Annotated in this window: 12 protein-coding genes; 7 read left to right on the top strand and 5 right to left on the bottom strand. The window is 67.1% G+C overall.

Annotated elements, in window-relative coordinates; genetic code table 11:
* Positions 1–53: 53 nt before the first annotated feature.
* From ACFEMD_RS04005 to ACFEMD_RS03990, 4 genes are all read left to right on the top strand, one after another.
* Complete coding sequence (locus tag ACFEMD_RS04005; protein ID WP_394739596.1) at positions 54–1,163, top strand: phosphotransferase family protein; 1,110 nt, start codon at positions 54–56, stop codon at positions 1,161–1,163.
* Positions 1,163–1,618, top strand: a complete 456-nt coding sequence (locus tag ACFEMD_RS04000; protein ID WP_394739595.1) for a MaoC family dehydratase — start codon at positions 1,163–1,165, stop codon at positions 1,616–1,618. Before ACFEMD_RS04005 ends, ACFEMD_RS04000 begins: the two co-directional genes overlap by 1 nt.
* 113 nt (positions 1,619–1,731) lie before the next feature.
* Positions 1,732–3,693 (top strand): 3-hydroxyacyl-CoA dehydrogenase/enoyl-CoA hydratase family protein, encoded by a 1,962-nt coding sequence (locus ACFEMD_RS03995; RefSeq protein WP_394739593.1) that lies wholly within the window; start codon positions 1,732–1,734, stop codon positions 3,691–3,693.
* Entirely contained in the window at positions 3,694–4,152 is a 459-nt protein-coding gene (locus tag ACFEMD_RS03990; protein WP_394739592.1) for a MaoC/PaaZ C-terminal domain-containing protein, read from the top strand.
* A gap of 51 nt (positions 4,153–4,203) precedes the next feature.
* On the opposite strand, the gene ACFEMD_RS03985 is transcribed toward ACFEMD_RS03990, so the two are convergent.
* Positions 4,204–4,590, bottom strand: coding sequence for a hypothetical protein (locus ACFEMD_RS03985; RefSeq protein ID WP_394739591.1), 387 nt, complete (start codon positions 4,588–4,590; stop codon positions 4,204–4,206).
* A 170-nt stretch (positions 4,591–4,760) separates the two neighbouring features.
* Between ACFEMD_RS03985 and ACFEMD_RS03980 the strand changes: the two genes are divergently transcribed.
* The gene (locus ACFEMD_RS03980) at positions 4,761–6,134 is read left to right on the top strand and encodes a polysaccharide deacetylase family protein (RefSeq protein ID WP_394739590.1); all 1,374 of its coding nucleotides are present in this window, start codon (positions 4,761–4,763) and stop codon (positions 6,132–6,134) included.
* 21 nt (positions 6,135–6,155) lie between these two features.
* Here the strand turns inward: ACFEMD_RS03980 and ACFEMD_RS03975 are convergent, their stop codons facing one another.
* The 3 genes from ACFEMD_RS03975 to ACFEMD_RS03965 form a co-directional block, all read right to left on the bottom strand.
* On the bottom strand, positions 6,156–6,920 hold the full coding sequence (locus tag ACFEMD_RS03975; RefSeq protein WP_394739589.1) for a TrmB family transcriptional regulator: 765 nt from the start codon (positions 6,918–6,920) through the stop codon (positions 6,156–6,158).
* Entirely contained in the window at positions 6,917–11,914 is a 4,998-nt protein-coding gene (locus ACFEMD_RS03970; protein ID WP_394739588.1) for an MMPL family transporter, read from the bottom strand. The genes ACFEMD_RS03975 and ACFEMD_RS03970 overlap by 4 nt, the downstream gene beginning before the upstream one ends.
* Positions 11,915–12,076: 162 nt before the next feature.
* Positions 12,077–12,811: an MBL fold metallo-hydrolase gene (locus tag ACFEMD_RS03965; RefSeq protein WP_394739586.1), complete on the bottom strand. Its 735-nt coding sequence runs from the start codon at positions 12,809–12,811 to the stop codon at positions 12,077–12,079.
* Positions 12,812–12,900: 89 nt separating this feature from the next.
* On the opposite strand from ACFEMD_RS03965, the gene ACFEMD_RS03960 reads away from it, so the two are divergent.
* Positions 12,901–13,962 (top strand): zinc-dependent alcohol dehydrogenase family protein, encoded by a 1,062-nt coding sequence (locus ACFEMD_RS03960; RefSeq protein WP_394739585.1) that lies wholly within the window; start codon positions 12,901–12,903, stop codon positions 13,960–13,962.
* A 15-nt stretch (positions 13,963–13,977) separates the two neighbouring features.
* On the opposite strand, the gene ACFEMD_RS03955 is transcribed toward ACFEMD_RS03960, so the two are convergent.
* Complete coding sequence (locus ACFEMD_RS03955; protein ID WP_394739584.1) at positions 13,978–14,883, bottom strand: hypothetical protein; 906 nt, start codon at positions 14,881–14,883, stop codon at positions 13,978–13,980.
* Positions 14,884–15,165: 282 nt separating this feature from the next.
* On the opposite strand from ACFEMD_RS03955, the gene ACFEMD_RS03950 reads away from it, so the two are divergent.
* Positions 15,166–17,931, top strand: coding sequence for an ATP-dependent helicase (locus ACFEMD_RS03950; RefSeq protein WP_394739583.1), 2,766 nt, complete (start codon positions 15,166–15,168; stop codon positions 17,929–17,931).
* Positions 17,932–17,962 lie beyond the last annotated feature (31 nt).

Genomic DNA, 17,962 nt, shown 5'->3' with positions numbered 1-17,962 from the left:
CAGTCGACGAATCGGGACGCCTCGACGGACCAGCGGGCCGATCGGCTCGAGCCATGACCGACACGTACTACGAGCGGCTGGTCGACGAGGACGCCCTGGCGGCCTACCTCGAGGACCAGCTTGGCACCGTCGAGACCTACGAGATCGAACGTCATCGGGAGGGTCACTCCAACGAGACGCTGCTTCTCACCTGGGGCGACCACGAGCTGGTGATCAGGCGGCCGCCGCCGGGCGAGACGGCCGACACCGCCCACGACGTCCTCCGGGAGTACCGGGTGACGAAGGCGTTGGTCGACACCGACGTCCCCATCCCCGAGCCGGTGCTCGCCTGCGAGGACCACGACGTCATCGGCAGCGACTTCTACGTGATGGAGCGACTCGCGGGCGACGTTCTCCGGGACGACGAACCCGACCGCTTCGCCGATCCCGACTCGCGCGAGCGGATCGGCGAGGAGCTGGTCGACACGCTGGCGGCGATCCACGAGGTCGACTACGAGGCGGTCGGGCTCGAGGAGTTCGGCTACCCGCCGGGGTACACGGAACGGCAGGTCGAACGCTGGGGCCAGCAGCTGATGTGGGCCTTCGAGACCACGGTCGAAGAGCGTGAGGTGCCGGACCTCTACGAGGTCGGCTCGTGGCTCCAGGAGAACGTCCCCGAGGAGCACCCGCACGCGCTCGTTCACGGCGACTACAAACTGGATAACGTAATGTATGGCCCAGCGGGACGCGACGCGTCCCGGGACGAGCGAGCGGACGACATCCGCGAGCCGGCGACGCCGGAACTCGTCGGCGTCTTCGACTGGGAGATGGCCACGCTGGGCGACCCCCGTGCCGACCTGGGGTGGATGCTATCCTACTGGCGCGACCCCAAGGACCCCGACCCCGCCGTTCCGGAGCTGACGGCGACGTTCATGGAACGGGAGGGGTATCCGAGCCGGCTCGAGCTGGTCGAGCGCTGGGAGTCGAGGACCGGGTTCGAGTTCGCAGACGAGCGGTTCTACCGCACGCTCGCGGTGTACAAGCTCGCGGCGCTCGGGGAGATGTTCTTCCGGCGCTATCTCGAGGGTAACAGCGACGATCCGATGTACCCGAAGATGGAGGAACGGGTGCCCGCGCTGGCCGCGCGCGCGGTGCGGATCATCGAGGGGGAGGAACCGCTCTGATGCGGTACTTCGAGGACGTCGAGGTCGGCGAGACCCGCGAGTTCGGCGAGTACGAGGTGACCGAAGAGGAGGTCGTCGAGTTCGCCGAGCAGTACGATCCCCAGCCGTTCCACGTCGACAGGGAGGCCGCCGAGGAGTCGATGTTCGGCGAGCTGGTCGCCTCGGGCTGGCACACCGCCGCGATGTCGATGCGGCTGCTCGTTGAGGGTCCCGACGACGAGGACGACCGGGCCGCGATGGGGTCCCCCGGCGTCGAGGAGCTGCGCTGGCACCAGCCCGTTAAACCCGGCGACACGCTTTCGGTGCGAACCGAAGTGCTCGAGAAGCGGCCCTCGGAGAGCCGCGAGGATCGGGGGTACGTGACGAGCCGGCTCGAGACGTACAACGGGGACGACGAGCTTGTCATGAGCTGGGTCGCGGACACGATCTATCGACGACGCGACGACGTCAGTTAGCGTCGTACGCGTCTGAGTTGATTTGACACAGTTCGTACGCCGCTACAGCTAATTGGTTAACATTGGTAACTAAGTTCGGTGGAGTTAAGACGACTCCGACCGATCACACGGCCATGTCAGACGACACCATCGAACGCGTCGCCGTCCTCGGCGCGGGGAACATGGGTCACGGAATCGCCGAAGTGACCGCGATCGCGGGGTACGACGTCGCGCTCCGGGATATCGAGCCCGAGTACGTCGAAGACGGCTACGAGTCGATCGCGTGGAGCCTCGAGAAACTCGAGGAGAAGGACCGTCTCGACGAGCCCGCCGACGCGATCCTCGAGCGGATCGAGACCACGACCGACCTCGAGGACGCCGTCGCCGACGCCGATCTCGTGATCGAGGCCGCGCCGGAGAACCTCGAGCTGAAACACGATATCTTCGCCGACCTCGAGCGCTACGCGGACGAGGACACCCTGCTGGCGACGAACACCTCGAGTCTGCCGATCACGGACATCGCGGAGGCGGTCGACACCCCCGAGCGCGTCCTCGGCCTGCACTTCTTCAACCCGCCGGTGAAGATGGACCTCGTCGAGGTCATCTACGGCGCGGAGACGAGCGACGGGGCGGCCGAGGCCGGCCACGACTGGGTCGAGTCGATCGGCAAGACGCCGATCTACGTCCGCAAGGACGTCCGCGGCTTCGTCGTCAACACCATCGTCGGTCCGTTCGTCGGCGAACCGGCCTGGATGGTCTCGGCGGGAGATGCGGAGATTCGGCAGGCCGACGCCGCGATGGTCCACGAACGGGGCTACCCGATGGGGCCGTTCGAACTCGCCGACCTGACGGGCATCGACGTCGGCTACCACGTCCGCAAGGAGGCCGGTGACGACGTCCCGCCGATTACGGCGGAGAAGGTGCAGGCGGGGGAGCTCGGCAAGAAGACTGGCAGAGGGTTCTACGACTATGAGAGTGGTGACGGTCCCGACTACGAACCCGGCCAGGGGGAGGGGTTCGACACGCTGCAGGTCGAGGCCCGGATGATCAACCGCGCGGCCTACCTGGTCGGCGAGGACGTCGCGACGCCGGAGGCGATCGATATCGGCGTCCGCCTCGGTCTCGGTTTCCCCGAGGGGATCTGCCGTCGCGCGGACAAGATCGGGCTCGATACCGTCCTCGAGAAGCTCGAGACCAAACTCGAGGAGACCGGCGACGATCGGTTCGAGCCCCACCCGTACCTGCGCGAGCTCGTCGCGGCGGGGAAAACGGGCGAGGACGCCGGCGCGGGCTTTCACGAGTACGGCGACGCCGACGCGGGCGACCTCGACTCCTACCGCTATCTCGACGCCGAGATCGACGACGGCGTCCTGCAGGTCGAACTCGACCGTCCCGAGCGGATGAACGCCCTCTCCGCGGACCTGCTTGGCGAGATCGACGACCTGTTCTCGACGGTCGACACCGACGAGATTCGCTGCGCGACGATCGAGGGAGCCGGCGACCGCGCGTTCAGCGCCGGCGCGGACATCGGCGGCTTCGGCTCGCTCGAGCCCACCGACGCGATGGACGTGACGCCCGCCTTCGAGACGGTCAACGAGTTCCCTCGCCCCGTACTGGCGAAGGTCGACGGCTACTGCCTCGGCGCCGGCCTCGAGCTCGCGCTGGCCTGCGACCTCCGGATCGCGACGAAGCGGTCGTCGTTCGGCGCGCCGGAGATCGGCCTCGGACTCATTCCCGGCGGCGGCGGGACGCAGCGACTCATGCGCGTCCTCGGCGAGACGCGCGCGAAGGAACTGGTCTTCCGGGGTAACCACATCGACGCCGAGCGAGCCGCCGACTGGGGGCTCGCCAACCGCGCGGTCGATCGCGACGAGTTCGACGAGACGGTCGAGGCGTTCGTCGACGACCTACGCGAGGGGCCGCCGATCGGCCTCGAGGTGGCGAAGAAGGTGATGAACCGCGGCGAGGACGCCAGCCTCGAGGCGGCGCTGGCGATGGAGAGCCAGGGCTTCGGCCTGCTCATCGGCACCGACGACGTCCGCGAGGGGACCGCGGCGTTCGCCGAGGACCGGGAGCCGGAGTTCGAGGGCCGGTAGATGGGCGACGCGAACGACGACGGGGCCGTCAGGTTCGCGGATCTCGAGGTCGGCGACGAGACGATCACCCACTCGCGGACGCTCACCGAGGCCGACGTGCGCGAGTTCGCGGGGGTCAGCGGCGACTTCAACCCGCTGCACCTGAGCGAGAGCTACACGGCCGATCTGCCGTTCGGCGAGCCGATCGCTCACGGCGCCTTGCTGTTTGCCGTGACGACGGGGCTGCTCTGGCAACACCGCCACGAGCGACCCGAGACGGTCGCGTTCTACGGCGTCGACTCCCTGCGGTTTACCGAGCCGGTCACGATGGAAACGACGGTTCACGCGGAGTCCGAACTGATCGAGAAAGAGCCTCGCGATCACCCCGTGGGCAACGGCCTCGCCCGCTACGAGACGCGCCTCGTGACCGACGACGGGGCGGTCGCGCTCTCCTGTGAGTTGCTGACGCTCGTGAGATAACGGCGTGGGTGTCTTCTCGAAGACGGGGCAGGATCGCTCGACCGCCGACGTCTAGCTCTCGTCGCCTTCGTCCGTCGTCTCGTCGTCTTCGCCGTCGACGTCGTCGAGTTCGTCCTCGGCGGCGTCGGCCTCGTCCTCGACCGACGACTGCACGTCGTCCATCTCGACGTCCGACTCGAGTTCGTCCCGGTCGATCGCATCCTCGAGGACCTCGGAATCGGTAACCGCGCCCATTCCGTCGTCCTCGACGGCGGATTCGATCGTCGTCGCGTCGATGGCCGAATCGACGTCGCCCGATTCCGAGGCCGACTGCAGCGCCCGACGGACGGCGACGTATCCCGCCAGGGCAACCCCTCCGGAGGCGACGGCTCCCGGGATGCCGAAGCGTTTGTACCCGAACGTGACGGCCTTCTTCCCGACGGTGAATGCGCCAATCATAGCGCTTGTCGTAGCGTCGGCGACGGGAAGAGGTCGGGGCTTTCGTGTGGAGGGACGTATCGAGACCCTGGCTCGAGCCGGCCATGGGCTCCGAACCGCTTCGTCGGAGGGATTCGTCAGCAAGTCAGACAGAAGTATAAAGAGGATTGACTTTCAATACAAGTTATATTATGGTGGACCGACCGAACACTCGACGACGATTCCTCGCGCTGTCCGGAGCGACGATGGCCACCGGCCTGGCCGGCTGTTCCGACTCCGACACGTCCGAGGACGACGGCAATGGGACGAACGAGACGACGAACGGTGACGACGACCCACCGGAGGACGACACTGAAGACGAGGGTGACGACGAATCCGAAGACGAGGAGGAGGACGAAGACGAGGTCGAGTCCCCCGAACTCGCACTCGAGACCGAGTACGACAGCCGCGAGGAGTTCGGCCAGCCCGGGGAGGGGTTCGACGACTTCGAGGACGCCGAGGAGTGGGAGGTCGTTCGCGGCTCCGCCGAGCCCGACGAGGAGGTCGCGTTCGAGGGCTCCCAGAGCCTTCGACTCTCCGCCGAGGACGGCGAGGACGTCATCGTCGAGCGGGAGATCGAATCGACGGACCTCACCGATCGCGATCTCTCGCTCGCCGTTCGAACGACCACTCCCGGAAACGTCGCGGTCGATATCCGGCTCGTGGACGCCGCCGGCGGATCGACTCACCACCAGCTCCGCTCGGTTTCCTACGGCGCCGACGACGTCGGCTGGTTCCGGACGAGCCCGGGCGTCTTCGAGGAGGGATCGGCGCCGCTCGAGCGCGACGCCGTCGAACGGATCCAGCTGCTCGTCTACAACACCGACGAGGCCGAGGTGTGGGTCGACGACCTCCGGGTTCACGACAGGCCCGAGACCGGGTACGTCGTGCTCTGCTGGGACGACGGGACGCCCGACTTCTACGACGCCGCGAGTCCGCTCCACGACGAGTACGGCGTCAACGCGGTCCAGTCGGCGGTTCGGCAGTGGACCCAGGGGTCCCGGGACGACGTCATGACTCTCGAGCAGCTACAGGAGCGCCAGGAGACCGGCGACCAGATCATCGCCCACGGGAGCCACGTCTTCCTCGAGGACCTCGAGGAAGACCAGCTCAGGGAGTCCCTCGAGGGCGACAAACAGTGGGCCGTCGACAACGAGCTTCAAGGCGGCCACTACATCACGTACCCGCACAACAGCTTCGATCGGACGGTCCTCGACGTCGCGTCGGACTACTACTACGCCGGCGGGTTCAACCAGGCCGGTGACGTCAACCTCACCGGCGTCTACGGCTTCGATCCGCTGGTGCTCCCGCGAACGATCGGCCACGACCTCGAGATCGCGACGCGGTGTGTCGATCTCGCCGCCGAACACCGCCAGTGTACGATCCTGAACTTCCACGCCTTCGATCTGGAGAACACGATGGACGAAGCCGACTACGAGGAACTCCTGGAGCACATCGATAGCGAGGACGGTATCGAGGTCGTCGATTTCGACGATCTCTGGCGGATGCGCCGCGAAGGACACTAACTCGAGTCCGGTCGGTTACGGTTACGTCGTTTCCGATTCGGGCGTCGCCGTGCTCGCCTCGATGAGCTGAATGAGGACGGAGGCGAACAGCGAACCCGCGCTCCAGATCGCCGTTTCGCTCCCGTCGTCGTCGACGACGCTCAACAGGATACTGTCCTCGTCGGCGATCACGATCCGGCCCGAACGCTGATCGTCGTCGCGGTGTGCCGGCGGAATGGCCGTCACAACGCCGTCGATCGCACCCAGGCGGTCCCGGACGGTCCCGTTTCTGCTGATGACGGTGATCGAGACGGCGTCGGCCGCGCGATCCTCGAGGGTCCGTTCGATCTCGGGCGTAACGAGTTCCGTCAGGCGGGTCCCGAAGACGATCTCCTCGTCAGCCTGCGAGAGGAGGTCGACGACGCGGTCATCGACTCGGTCGCGGCTCCGTACCGTCCAGATGTCCTCCTGGGTTTCCTCGGTCGTCGACTCCTGCTTGACCGAGTCGACGAACTCGAAGGCTCGCTCCCGTTCCCGCTCGAAACGGTTTTGAAGCGTCTCCTCCGCCTCGTCGATACTGACCGGTCGGTACCGGATCGGGCTCGACTGCTGGACCTCGAGCAGCCCCCGATCCTCGAGGCTCTCGGCGACGCTGTACACCTGCGATCGGGGGACGTCGGTGACGCTCGCGACATCGCGGGCGGTTCCCGACCCCAGCCGGTGAAGCGCGATGAAGACCTTGGCCTCGTAGCTCGTGAGGCCGAGTCGCTCGAACGCGTCGATGGCCTCGCTCTCGTCGTCGGTCACGGTTCGTCCTCCCCTGCGTGCTCCGAGACCGTGTCCGTTTCCATTTCGGTTCCGCCGTCGCTCGCGGCCGGCGTCGCGGCTCCCACCCTCGAGCGGTCGAACGAGACGTCCGGGCCGAAGTACCGCGTCCACAGCACGAGCAGCGTCGGCAGGACGATCACGCTCGCGAGGAACGAGTAGATGATCGTCATCCCGGTGATGATCCCGAACTGCCGAAGCGCCGGGAGGATCGCGAAGGCGAGGGTGCCGAAGCCGCCGACGGTCGTCGCCGCGCTGCCCAGCAACGCGCCCCCGGTTCCCGTCACGGTCGTGTGCATCGCCGACCAGACGTTGCCCTGGCGCTCCAACTCGAGCGTGTACCGGGCGCTGACGTGGATGCTGTAGGCCACCCCGAGCCCGATCGTGAGGCTGGTGATCATCCCCGTCAGCACGTTGAACGGCATCCCCAACAGGTACATCGTTCCCAGGATCCAGCTGACCGCGAACGCGACCGGGAGCAGGGTCACCGCCCCGAGACTCGCGCTGTTGCCGGTGAGCTTGTACGCGACCGTCAGGAACGCGAAGACGGCCACGAGCGTGATCATGAGGCTCTGCAGGACCGTCTCGAGCAGGTCCTGTTCGACGATGTAGTTGACGATCGGATCGCCGGTGGCGAAGGCGTTGAGTTCGCCATCGCTCGCGTCGAGGTTGCGCTCGTCGCCCGCGCCGGCGGCGTCGAGATCGCCGGCGATCGAACGTAGCTCGGTGGTAACGTCGCCGACGTTGGCACCGCCGTCGGTCGCGACGATCAGCCGAACCGACTCGTACTCGCCGCCGTCGGTCCGATGGATGACGGTGCTCGCTTCGTCCTCGTTGACCTCGAATAGCTCGTCGTACAGCGCCTCGACGTCCTGGTCGGGAGTGCCGTCGCCGGTCGTATCCGCATCCTGGAACGACTCGTTGAACGACTCGTTCTCGGCTGCGGTGTCGTCCATCACGGATAGCGGTCCTTCGACGTCGGCCTCGCCGTTCGGTAGCGTGTAGACGACGTCGCTCTGGGACGCCTCGTCCTGGGTCTCGTTGAGCTGCTGTAAGGCCCCATCGTCGGTTATCCCACCCTCGACCAGTATCTGTGCCTCCGTGTCCTCGCGCTGGAAGTTGTCGTTGATGTACTCGAGGTCGTCGGCGGCCTGGTACTCACCGGGGGCCATCGACCCCGGCAGGTGTTCGGTCCAGCCGGGCGGGCTCTCCGCGAGGAAGTCTTCCTCCTCGAAGCTGGTGTCGACCTGGGTCGCGCCGTAGACGCCGCCCGCCGTGAGCAGAAGGGCCGCGATCAGGACGATCACTGGGATCTTCCGGGCCGCGCTCGAGCCGAGCGTCAGCGCGCTCGTGAACCCGCCCTCGCGGGTCCCGAACGCGCGCTTGCGACGGTCCCAGCCCCGGGATTCGAGCAGCGAGTCGATCTCGACTTTCAGCGCGGGAATCAACGCGCCGAAAATGATCAAGGCGGCGAGGATCCCGAACGCGCTAACGATACCGAACTCCTGGATCGGGGCGATCGGACTCACGAGATTCGCGAGGAAGCCGATCGCCGTCGTCGCCGTCACCCAGACGAGGGCGACGCCGACGCCGGCCAGCGCGATCGCCATCGAACCGCGGACGGTGCTCGTCTTCCCTTCGGCCTCGCGCTGTTCGCGGTGGCGCATGAAGACGTGGATCGCGTAGTCGATCGAGAGCCCGATCAACAGTACGGGCACGGCGATCATCATCTGGTTGAACGCGATCCCCGCCCAGCCCATGAAGCCGAACGTCCAGATCAACACGCCGCCGATCCCGACGACCCCAAGGACGATGTCGAGGGGGTCGCGGTAGGCGACCGCCAGCGCGCCGACGACGAACAGCAGCGCCAGCGGACCGACGATCGCTAAGCTGTCGCCCATCGAGTTCTCGATCTCGTCGGTGATGATGCCGGCACCGAAGACGACGTACTCCTGTTCGTGCTGGGTCGCGAGGTCGCGGAGATCGAGCTGGGTCTCGAGGGTCGCGTCCATCTCGCCGCCCATCTCCATGTCGTCGGCGCCAGCCGTCTCCTGGGCGACCATCGTCATCCGGGCGTCGGCCTCGGTCGAGCCGGGCTCGTAGTCCGAGGGCATGAAGCCGAGTCCCGCCCCCTCGTTGCCGTCGTCCTCGTCGAGGACCTCCTGGATCAGGTCCTCGAACTCCTCGTCGTCCAAGTCCTCGAGGGCCTCGATCTGCTCGTCGAGCGACGGCGTCTCGTCGTCCTCCTCGAACTCGTCCCAGTCGTCCTCGAGCGCCTCGGCGTCGTCGCCGAGCTGTTCGTACTCGTCCTCGAGGACGCCCATCGTCGCACCGGCGTAGATCCCCTCGAGGGCTTCCTCGAGCTCCTGGTACTCGGGGCTTTCCTCGGGATCGTCCGGCATCTCCTCGATCGCGAAGCGGTTGGACTCGATCTCGCGGGCCTGCTCGGCGAGCTCCGTGTACTGGTCGGTCTGCTCGGCGTCGAGTTCGGCTTCGGTCGCCGTTTCCTCGATCGTCGCCTCGATCTCGGCTTCGATCTCGGCCGCGGTTTCGTCGTCGCCGGCCTCGGACGCCTCCTCGTACTCGCGCTGGAGCTCGACGACCTCGTCGAGTCCGTCCTCGAGCGTCGTCGCACGGTCGTCGAGTTCGGACTCCCGCTGTTCGAGCTCCTGTCCGTCCTCCTCGAGTTCCTGACCGCCTTCCTCGAGTTCAGCGGCCTCGGCCTCGAGTTCGGCGATCTCGTCGTCGAGGACGCCCGCCGTCGCGGCGGTGAAGACCGCCTCGAGCTCATCTTCGTCCGGTCCGATCCCGGCTTCGGCGGGATCGAACTCGTCGGGGTCGGCGTCGGCTGCGTCCTCGAGCTCGGCGGCCTCGGCCTCGAGGGCCTCCTGTTGCTCCTCGAGTTCGGTGGCCTGGGCCTCGAGTGCGGCGAACTCCTCCTCGAGAACACCCGCCGTCGCGGCAGTGAAGACCGCCTCGAGTTCGTCTTCGTCGGGTTCGAGCCCCGCGTCGGCGGGCTCGAGCTGTTCCTCGACGTCGTCGCCGGCCGCGTCCTCGAACTCGGCGGCCTCGGCCTCGAGGGCCTCCTGATCGTCCTCGAGCTCGGCTGCGTCGTCTTCGAGCTGGTTGAACTCCGCATCGAGGACGCCCGCGGCTGCGACGGCGAGCGCTTCGAGTCCGTCGTCCGCCTCGAGGTCGTCCTCGGCGGATTCGAGTTCGTCGGGATCGGTCTCGGCGAGCGCCTCGAACTCGGCGGCCTGCTGGCCGTTCAGGTCGGCGTCAGCGATCGTCTCGTCGATCGTCGCCTCGATCTCGTCTTCGATCGCCTCGGCCGTGGCCTCGTCGTCGGTCGCCGCCAGCTCGGCGCGGAGTTCGACGATCTCGAGAAGTCCGTCCTCGAGAGTCTCAACTCGTTCCTCGAGCTCGGCCTCGCGGTCGGCGAGGTCGTCGCCGCGCTCCTCGAGCTCCGCCTGCTGGGCCTCGAGTTCGGCGCCGTTCGTCTGTAGCTCGTCGGCTCCCGCACCGGCGTCGTCCGCATCGATCTCGTCCCGGGCCGTCTCGACGGCTGCCTCGTACTCGGCGGCCTGCTCGTCGTCGAGGTCGGCCTCGGCGACCGTCTCGTCGATCGTCGCCTCGATCTCGGCCTCGGCGTCGGTGGCAGCCGCCTCGTCGCCGGCCGCGCTCGCCAGTTCGTACTGGTACTCGAGCTCGATTACCTCCTCGAGTCCCGACTGGAGGGTCTCAGTTTGGGCCTCGAGTTCGGCTTCCTGCTGTTCGAGCGCTTCGGCCTGGCTCTCGAGTTCCGCCTGCTGGGCCTCGAGCTCGGCGGCGTCGCCGCCGGCGAGTTCGGCGAGCTCCTCCTCGGAGACGGTGATCTCATCGCGGGCCGACTCGACGGCGGCCTCGTACTCGGCGGCCTGTTCGTCGTCGAGGTCGGCCTCGGCGATCGTCTCCTGAGTTACCGTCTCGATTTCGGCCTCAGCGGCGGCCGCCTCGTCGTCGTCGCCGGCCGCGCTCGCCAGTTCGTACTGGTACTCGAGCTCGATTACCTCCTCGAGCCCCGACTGGAGGGTCTCAGTTTGGGCCTCGAGTTCGGCCTCCTGCTGTTCGAGCGCTTCGGCCTGGCTCTCAAGTTCCTGTTGCTCTTCCTCGAGTTCGGCGGCGTCTTCCTCGAGCTGTTCGAACTCCTCGGCGAGTACGCCCACCGTCGCGCCGGTGTAGACCTCCTCGAGGGCCTCGTTCAGTTCCTGGTATTCGGGAAGCTCCTCGGGCGGCAGCTCGGCCTGTCGCTCGAGCATCCAGCGGTTGGTCTCGACCTCGCGAGCGTCCTCGGCGAACTCCTCGTACTCGTCGGCCTGGTCGGCGTCGAGTTCGGCCTCGTCGACCGCCCCGTCGATCGCCGCCTCGATCTCGGCGTCGATCTCGTCGGCCGCGGCCTCGTCGCCGTCGGCCGACGCCTCCTCGTACTCGCGCTGGAGCTCGGTGACGTCATCGATACCCTCCTCGAGGACGTCGCTGCGGTCCTCGAGTTCGGCCTCGCGGTCCTCGAGCTCCTCGCCGCGCTCCTCGAGTTCGTCGATCTCCTCGTTCGTGATCGCGGTCATCGCGAGGATGTTCTCGACGCCGGTGATCGGATCGTCGTCGGCCAGCGTCGCGTTGATCGACTCGTTATCGCGGATCTCCTGTTGGAACTCGAGCGAGGTGATCAGCGATTCCTGCGTGAGGACGTTCCCGCCCTCGTCTCTGTGTATCAGCTGGACCGAGGTCGTGTTCTCATCGCCTTCCGCGGCGAAGTTGTCGTCCATCTCCTCGAGGGCTTCGGCTTCCGCGGACTCGCCCTCGAACTGGTCGAGCGAGGAGTCGTCGTCGACCATCGGCATTCCTGCGCCGACGAGCGCCGTAGTCAACAGCAACGCGACGATGACGATCTTGGAGTACGACGTGATCAGTTCCGAGAGCCGATACGGAAGGCTCATCCGCTCACCTCGGGCGTACGGGTGGATCGGATTGGGAGGGACATTCTGTTGTTACGATCCTACAAACTCGCCGCATATACCTGTTCGCATCTCCTAACCCGCGGGCGGTATCGCCGTTGCTAGCCGAATCGAGGGGCTGAGAGAACGGAATCCGTCCGAGAGTTACTCGATCGAGACGGTCGTCAGGTCCTCGGCGAAGCGAACGTCGCCGTCGTAGTGGGCGCCGATCGACTCGAGCATCTCCTCGTGTCGGCCCTCCGTGTGGGGATAGAGGTGGGTCAGGTAGACCCGGCCGATCTCCCGGCCGGCCAGTTCGCGCCCGAGCGTTTCGGGCGTCGGGTGGTTCGAGACGTCGACGTCGTCGGGAAACGAGCAGTCGTGGGCCAGAATTGCGGACCCCTCCGCGAAGTTCGCCAGCCCCGCGAACGCCTCGCTGTCGCCGCTGAACGTAAAGCGGTCGTCGAACCGGTAGGCCAGACACGGCAGCGAGTGACGCGTCTCGTAGGCGGAGACGTCGAACCCCGCGACCGAAAACTCGCCGGGGTGGACCTCCCGCACCTGCAGATCGAGTTTGTCCTGCATGTACTCGTGGACCTCGAGCAGGCCGTCGACGAGCGACTTGGTGCCCTGCGGACCGACGACCTCGAGGTGTTCCTCGCCGGCGAGCCAGCGGGCCTTCATCAGCGGCAGCAGGTCGGCGACGTGGTCGAGGTGGTGGTGCGTCAACAGGACCGTCGAGATGGCCTCGTAGCCGACACCGGACTGCTGGAGCCGGTGGAGGATACCGGAGCCGCAGTCGACCAGCAGCGTTCGACCCTCGTCCTGAACGAGGATCCCCGTCTGGAAGCGTTCGCCGGTGGGCATCGCGCTGCCCGTGCCGAGAAAGGTGACGCGCATGTCCGACTCTGGGACCGCACACCCGATAAGGCTGGCTCTCGGTCGCCGCATTCGCCAGTGATTACTCGACCGCCCGCGGACACTTTGATATGCGCGCTGCAGTACTCGAGGCCTACGGCGAGCCCCTGTCGATCGAGTCGGTCGAGGATCCGGAGCCCGAACCCCACGGCGTCGTCGTCGACGTCGAGGCCTGCGGAATCTGCCGGAGCGACTGGCACGCCTGGCAGGGCCACGGCGAGTGGGCCGACGATCAGGTTCCGATCGGACAGATACTGGGCCACGAGCCAGCGGGGACGGTCGCCCGCGTCGGCGACCGCGTGAGTCGGTTCGAGCCCGGCGACCGCGTCGCGATCCCGTTCAACCTCGGCGAGGGCTCCTGTCCGCAGTGTCGGAACGGCCACGGAAACGTCTGCGAGGACGGCTACGCGCTGGGCTTCGAGGAGACGGTTCCCGGCGCGTTCGCAGAGCAGGTCGGCGTTCCACACGCCGACTTCAACGCCGTGGCGCTCCCCGACGGCGTCTCGACGACCGAGGCGGCCGCGCTGGGCTGTCGCTACGTCACGGCCTTCCACGCGCTGGCCCACCGCGCCGACCTCGAGGCCGGCGACTGGGTCGCCGTCCACGGCTGCGGGGGCCTCGGCCTCGCCGCGGTCCAGATCGCGGCCGCGCTCGGAGCCAACGTCGCGGCGGTCGACATCCGCGAGGATCCCCTCGAGCTGGCGACCGAGCTGGGCGCCGACGCGACGGTGACCGCGGGCAACGGCGTCGACGTCCCGGCCGAGATCGAGTCCGCGACGGACGGGGGCGCCCACGTCTCCGTCGACGCGCTCGGTCGCGCCGAGACCTGCCGGAACAGCGTCGACTGCCTCCGCACTCGAGGGACCCACGTCCAGATCGGGCTCACCACCGACGCCGAGCGCGGCGAGGTGTCGCTTCCGATCGACGAGATTACCCGCTGGGACGTCACGGTCGTCGGCTCGCGGGGGATGCCGCCCTCGCGGTACGACGAACTGCTTCGGTTGATCGCGTCGGGCCGGCTCGAGCCCGACGCGCTCGTCACGAGGGAGGTCGGGCTCGAGGACGTCTCGGATCGGCTCGCGGCGATGTCCGAGTACGAGACGCGGGGCGTCGAGGTCGTCACGGAGCTCTGAGTTCGACTCGAGGCGCTACCGATCGACCCTGCCGCGGGCGCTGATCGCCCTGTCGGCCGGGGTGAACAGGAACCGGTCGTACGTTCCCGCGTACGATCCGAGCAGCGGTTCGTGATCGTCCGTCCGGACCCCGATGGCAGGAGGGTCGTCCGCGACGTACCGGTCGGCCGGGTCGTTGGGATCGTAGACGGCGAAGACGACGTCGTCGTCGGCCACGTCGTAGTCGTACAGCAACACGTAGTGACCGTTGAGGACGTCCTCGCCGGAGATCGTTATCCCGGCCGATCCGAACTCGTCGATCGCGGCCCGAAGCTCGCGCGCTTGCGTTTCGTAGTCGATCCAGTCGGGACTGAGAAGCGCCCACCGCCGGAGCCACGACTCGGCGTCCAGGAACTGCTGGCGGTGGAAGCGCTCGATGTCGTCCCGAACCGGCGCGGCCGCATCGTCCTCGAGCGGTTCGTTCACGTGACCGATCTCGCTCGCTGAGTCGCGCTCGAGCGGAACGGCCGTCGGCTCCTCGCAGTACCACTGCGCGGCCGCGACCATCCCGTAGCAGTACCCCTTCGTTCCGAACAGTCGGTTGGCGTTCGTATAGATCTCGTCGACGACCGTCCCGAGACGCGGTCCCGAACCGGCCTGCAAGGTGTCTGTCGCTCGCGTCCCCAGCGGGGTCTCGAGTCGGCCCGTGACCTCCTCGCGGAGCTCGCGCCTCGAGACGAAATCGGTCGGCTCCGGCGGGATCGGTGGCGTCGCGTAGTTCTTGAAGCCAAAGCCGTCGATGCGAGGATCGAACTCCCGTCCGTCGGTCGAGCCTGGGTCCGACGTCGACCGCGATCGCTTCAGCGACGCCGCCGACAGTGCGCCGACGCCGGCCGATAGCGAGAGACCGCAAAGCAGGGCGCGTCGAGTGATTCGCGTCATAATTTCGGAAGCTTGCGAAGTGAGCTCGAGCCGTCGATCGCTCGAGTGCGGCTGCAGTATGTCGTTGCGGACGGACTCCCTGGCGGGCCGAAACTCCCGACTCGGGATTGCGGTCCACGTCGTTGCGCGACGCGGTTCGTCTCTTTCTCGCACCGAACGAGCAAATATACGTACGACTTGCGAGTGCAAGGGTCCGACTCCGTCACCGATCGCGCGAACGATCGCACCACTTTCACTCCGCTGGCCAAACCCTCTTACACCGCGGCCTCCCAGGTCGGGGTGATGGACGGGATCGACGGGCTCGAGTTGCCGATCGCCGACGAGGAGTTGCCCTTCGACCCGGACGCCGTCACGATCGAGGACCGCGACGTCTTCGAGCTGCTCGAGCCCGCGGTCCAGGAGTGGTGGCTCGAGGCGTTCGGCGAGTACGTTCCCGAGAACGACGGCTTCTTCACGCCGCCCCAGAAGGGGGCGCTCCCGAAAATCGACGCGGGGACGAACACGCTCGTCTGTGCTCCGACGGGTTCGGGGAAAACGATGGCGTCGTTTACCGCAATCATCGACGAGCTCTACCGTCGGGGTCGGGAACACGAGGACGGCCTCGAGAATTCAGTTTACTGTCTCTATATATCGCCGCTGAAGTCGCTGGCCAACGACATTCACCGCAACCTCGAGGTGCCCCTCGAGGGGATCGAGGCCGTCGCGGAGAAGCGGGGGAAAGCGGTCGATGAGATCCGCCACGCCATCCGCCACGGCGACACCCCCTCGAGCGAGCGCCAGAAGATGCTCGAGGAGACCCCCCACATCCTGAACACGACGCCGGAGACGCTCGCAATCTTGCTGAACTCCCCGAAGTTCCGCGAGAAGCTTCGGACCGTGGAGTACGTCATCGTCGACGAGATCCACTCGCTGGCGGGCGGCAAACGCGGAACCCATCTCTCGGTGAGCCTCGAGCGACTCGAGGCGATGGCCGCGGGCGAGATCACGCGAATCGGCTGCTCGGCGACGATCGACCCGCTCTCGCAGGTCGCGGAGTTCCTGGTCGGACAGGAAGAGCCGGGGGGCGCTCCCCGGGAGTACGAGATCGTCGACGCCCGCTTCGCCCGCGAGTTCGACATCGAACTCGAGTCGCCGACCGACGACCTGATCCACACCCCCCGTGAGGTCGTCCAGGATCGTTTCTACGAATCGCTCCACGAGCACGTGCAGAACCACACGAACACGCTCGTCTTTACGAACACACGCTCGGGCGCCGAGCGTGTCCTGCACAACCTCCGGGAGCGCTTCGACGCCTACGACGAGGGGAACTCGGGCTGTCACCACGGCAGCCTCTCGAAGGAAGTTCGTCAGGACGTCGAGGGTCGGCTGAAGAGCGGCGAGCTCGAGGTGGTCACGAGCTCGACCAGCCTCGAGCTGGGGATCGACATGCCCCACGTCGACCTCGTGGTGCAGGTCGGCTCCCCGAAGTCGGTCGCCGCCCTGCTCCAGCGGGTCGGGCGGGCGGGCCACCGCGTCGGCCAGACCGTCACGGGTCGCGTGATCGCGCTGGATCGGGACGAACTGCTCGAGTGTGCGGTCATGCTGAAGAAGGCCGAGGACGGGTTCGTCGACTCGGTGTCGATCCCGCGAAACGCCCAGGACGTCGCCGCCCAGCAGGTCTACGGGATGGCGATCGCCGAGATCCGTCCCGAGTCCGAAGTGAGGAGGATCCTCCGGCGTGCGTACCCCTACCGGAACTATCCCGACGAGGAGTGGGAGTCGCTCTGTCGGTACCTCACCGCCGAGTACGCCGGGCTCGAGGAGAAAAACGTCTACGCGAAAATCTGGCGCGACGAGAACGACCCGCCCGGCGGGGAACACCACCACGAGGCGTTCCCGGTCGGCGAGCCCCTGATCGGCAAGCGCGGCCGGCTCGCGCGGGTGATCTACATGACCAACATCGGGACGATCCCCGATTCGTTCACCTGCGACGTCCACACCCGCGCGAGCGACGAGTGGGTCGGCCAGCTAGACGAAAACTACCTCGACACCTTGGAGAAGGGCGACGTCTTCGTCCTCGGCGGGAACCACTTCGAGTACCGCTACCGCCGAGGGTCGAAGGTGTACGTCGACCACACGAGCGCCCGGCCGACGGTTCCGTCGTGGTACTCCGAGCGACTGCCGCTGTCGTACGACCTGGGCTGCGAGATCCTGGCGTTTCAACGCCAGCTACTCGAGCACTACGACGAGGGCGGACCCTCCCGGGTTCGGGGCTGGCTGCGGGGGTTCCCGCTCGACGACGACAGCGTGCGGGCGATCGCCCGGCTGTTCGACCACCAGCTGCGGTACGCGGGCGTCGAAAGCGTCAGCACGGACGAGCGACTCGCGATCGAGGTCGAACGCGATCGCAACGAGTACGAGCGCCACTACTACGTTCACTCTAACTACGGGCGGAGGGTCAACGACGGGCTCTCCCGGCTGCTCGCCTACCACTGCGCACAGGAGGCGACGGCCAACGTCAAGGTCGCCGTCGCCGACAACGGCTTCGCCCTCTCGATGCCGCTGAACCGCAAGATCGATCTCGAGGGGATCCTCGACGACCTCGATCCCGATGACGTCCGCGAGGACCTGCGCGCTGCCCTCTCGGGGACCGATCTCCTGCAGCGGTACTTCCGAATCAACGCCACGCGGGCGCTGATGATCCTCAAACGGTACAAGGGCTACGAGAAATCGGCCAGCGAACAGCAGGTCTCGAGCGAGATGCTGCTGGGATTCGCACAGGATCTCGAGGGGTTCGCGGTGATCGAGGAGACCTACCGCGAAATTCTGGAGGACAAGCTCAACGTCGCCGAGATCGAGGGGATCGTCGCGGCGATCGACTCCGGCGAGCTGGCGGTCGAGCGCCAGCTGCTGGACTCGCCGACGCCGCGGGCGTTCGGGCTGGCGACCCTCTCGGCGAGCGACGTCGTCCTCGCCGAAGACGAGAGCGCGGCCCTGCAAGCGTTCCACGAGCGCGTCCTCGAGGAGATCGGCGAGGAGTCGCTCGGGCGGCTCTCGACGGAGAACTGAGAGACGCCGGGGCGGGTCCTTACCGACGGCA

This window comes from Natronococcus roseus (assembly GCF_043677095.1).
Classification (GTDB): Archaea; Halobacteriota; Halobacteria; order Halobacteriales; family Natrialbaceae; genus Natronococcus; species Natronococcus roseus.
The sequence above is the reverse complement of the archived record's forward strand: the minus strand, read 5'-3'. Positions and strand labels throughout refer to the sequence as shown.

Coding starts and splice junctions, on each gene's coding strand:
- ACFEMD_RS03960 (WP_394739585.1), top strand. CDS start 12,901: ATGCGCGCTGCAGTACTCGAGGCCTACGGCGAGCCCCTGTCGATCGAG.
- ACFEMD_RS04005 (WP_394739596.1), top strand. CDS start 54: ATGACCGACACGTACTACGAGCGGCTGGTCGACGAGGACGCCCTGGCG.
- ACFEMD_RS03970 (WP_394739588.1), bottom strand. CDS start 11,914: ATGAGCCTTCCGTATCGGCTCTCGGAACTGATCACGTCGTACTCCAAG.
- ACFEMD_RS03955 (WP_394739584.1), bottom strand. CDS start 14,883: ATGACGCGAATCACTCGACGCGCCCTGCTTTGCGGTCTCTCGCTATCG.
- ACFEMD_RS03950 (WP_394739583.1), top strand. CDS start 15,166: ATGGACGGGATCGACGGGCTCGAGTTGCCGATCGCCGACGAGGAGTTG.
- ACFEMD_RS03995 (WP_394739593.1), top strand. CDS start 1,732: ATGTCAGACGACACCATCGAACGCGTCGCCGTCCTCGGCGCGGGGAAC.
- ACFEMD_RS03985 (WP_394739591.1), bottom strand. CDS start 4,590: ATGATTGGCGCATTCACCGTCGGGAAGAAGGCCGTCACGTTCGGGTAC.
- ACFEMD_RS03990 (WP_394739592.1), top strand. CDS start 3,694: ATGGGCGACGCGAACGACGACGGGGCCGTCAGGTTCGCGGATCTCGAG.
- ACFEMD_RS03980 (WP_394739590.1), top strand. CDS start 4,761: ATGGTGGACCGACCGAACACTCGACGACGATTCCTCGCGCTGTCCGGA.
- ACFEMD_RS04000 (WP_394739595.1), top strand. CDS start 1,163: ATGCGGTACTTCGAGGACGTCGAGGTCGGCGAGACCCGCGAGTTCGGC.
- ACFEMD_RS03965 (WP_394739586.1), bottom strand. CDS start 12,811: ATGCGCGTCACCTTTCTCGGCACGGGCAGCGCGATGCCCACCGGCGAA.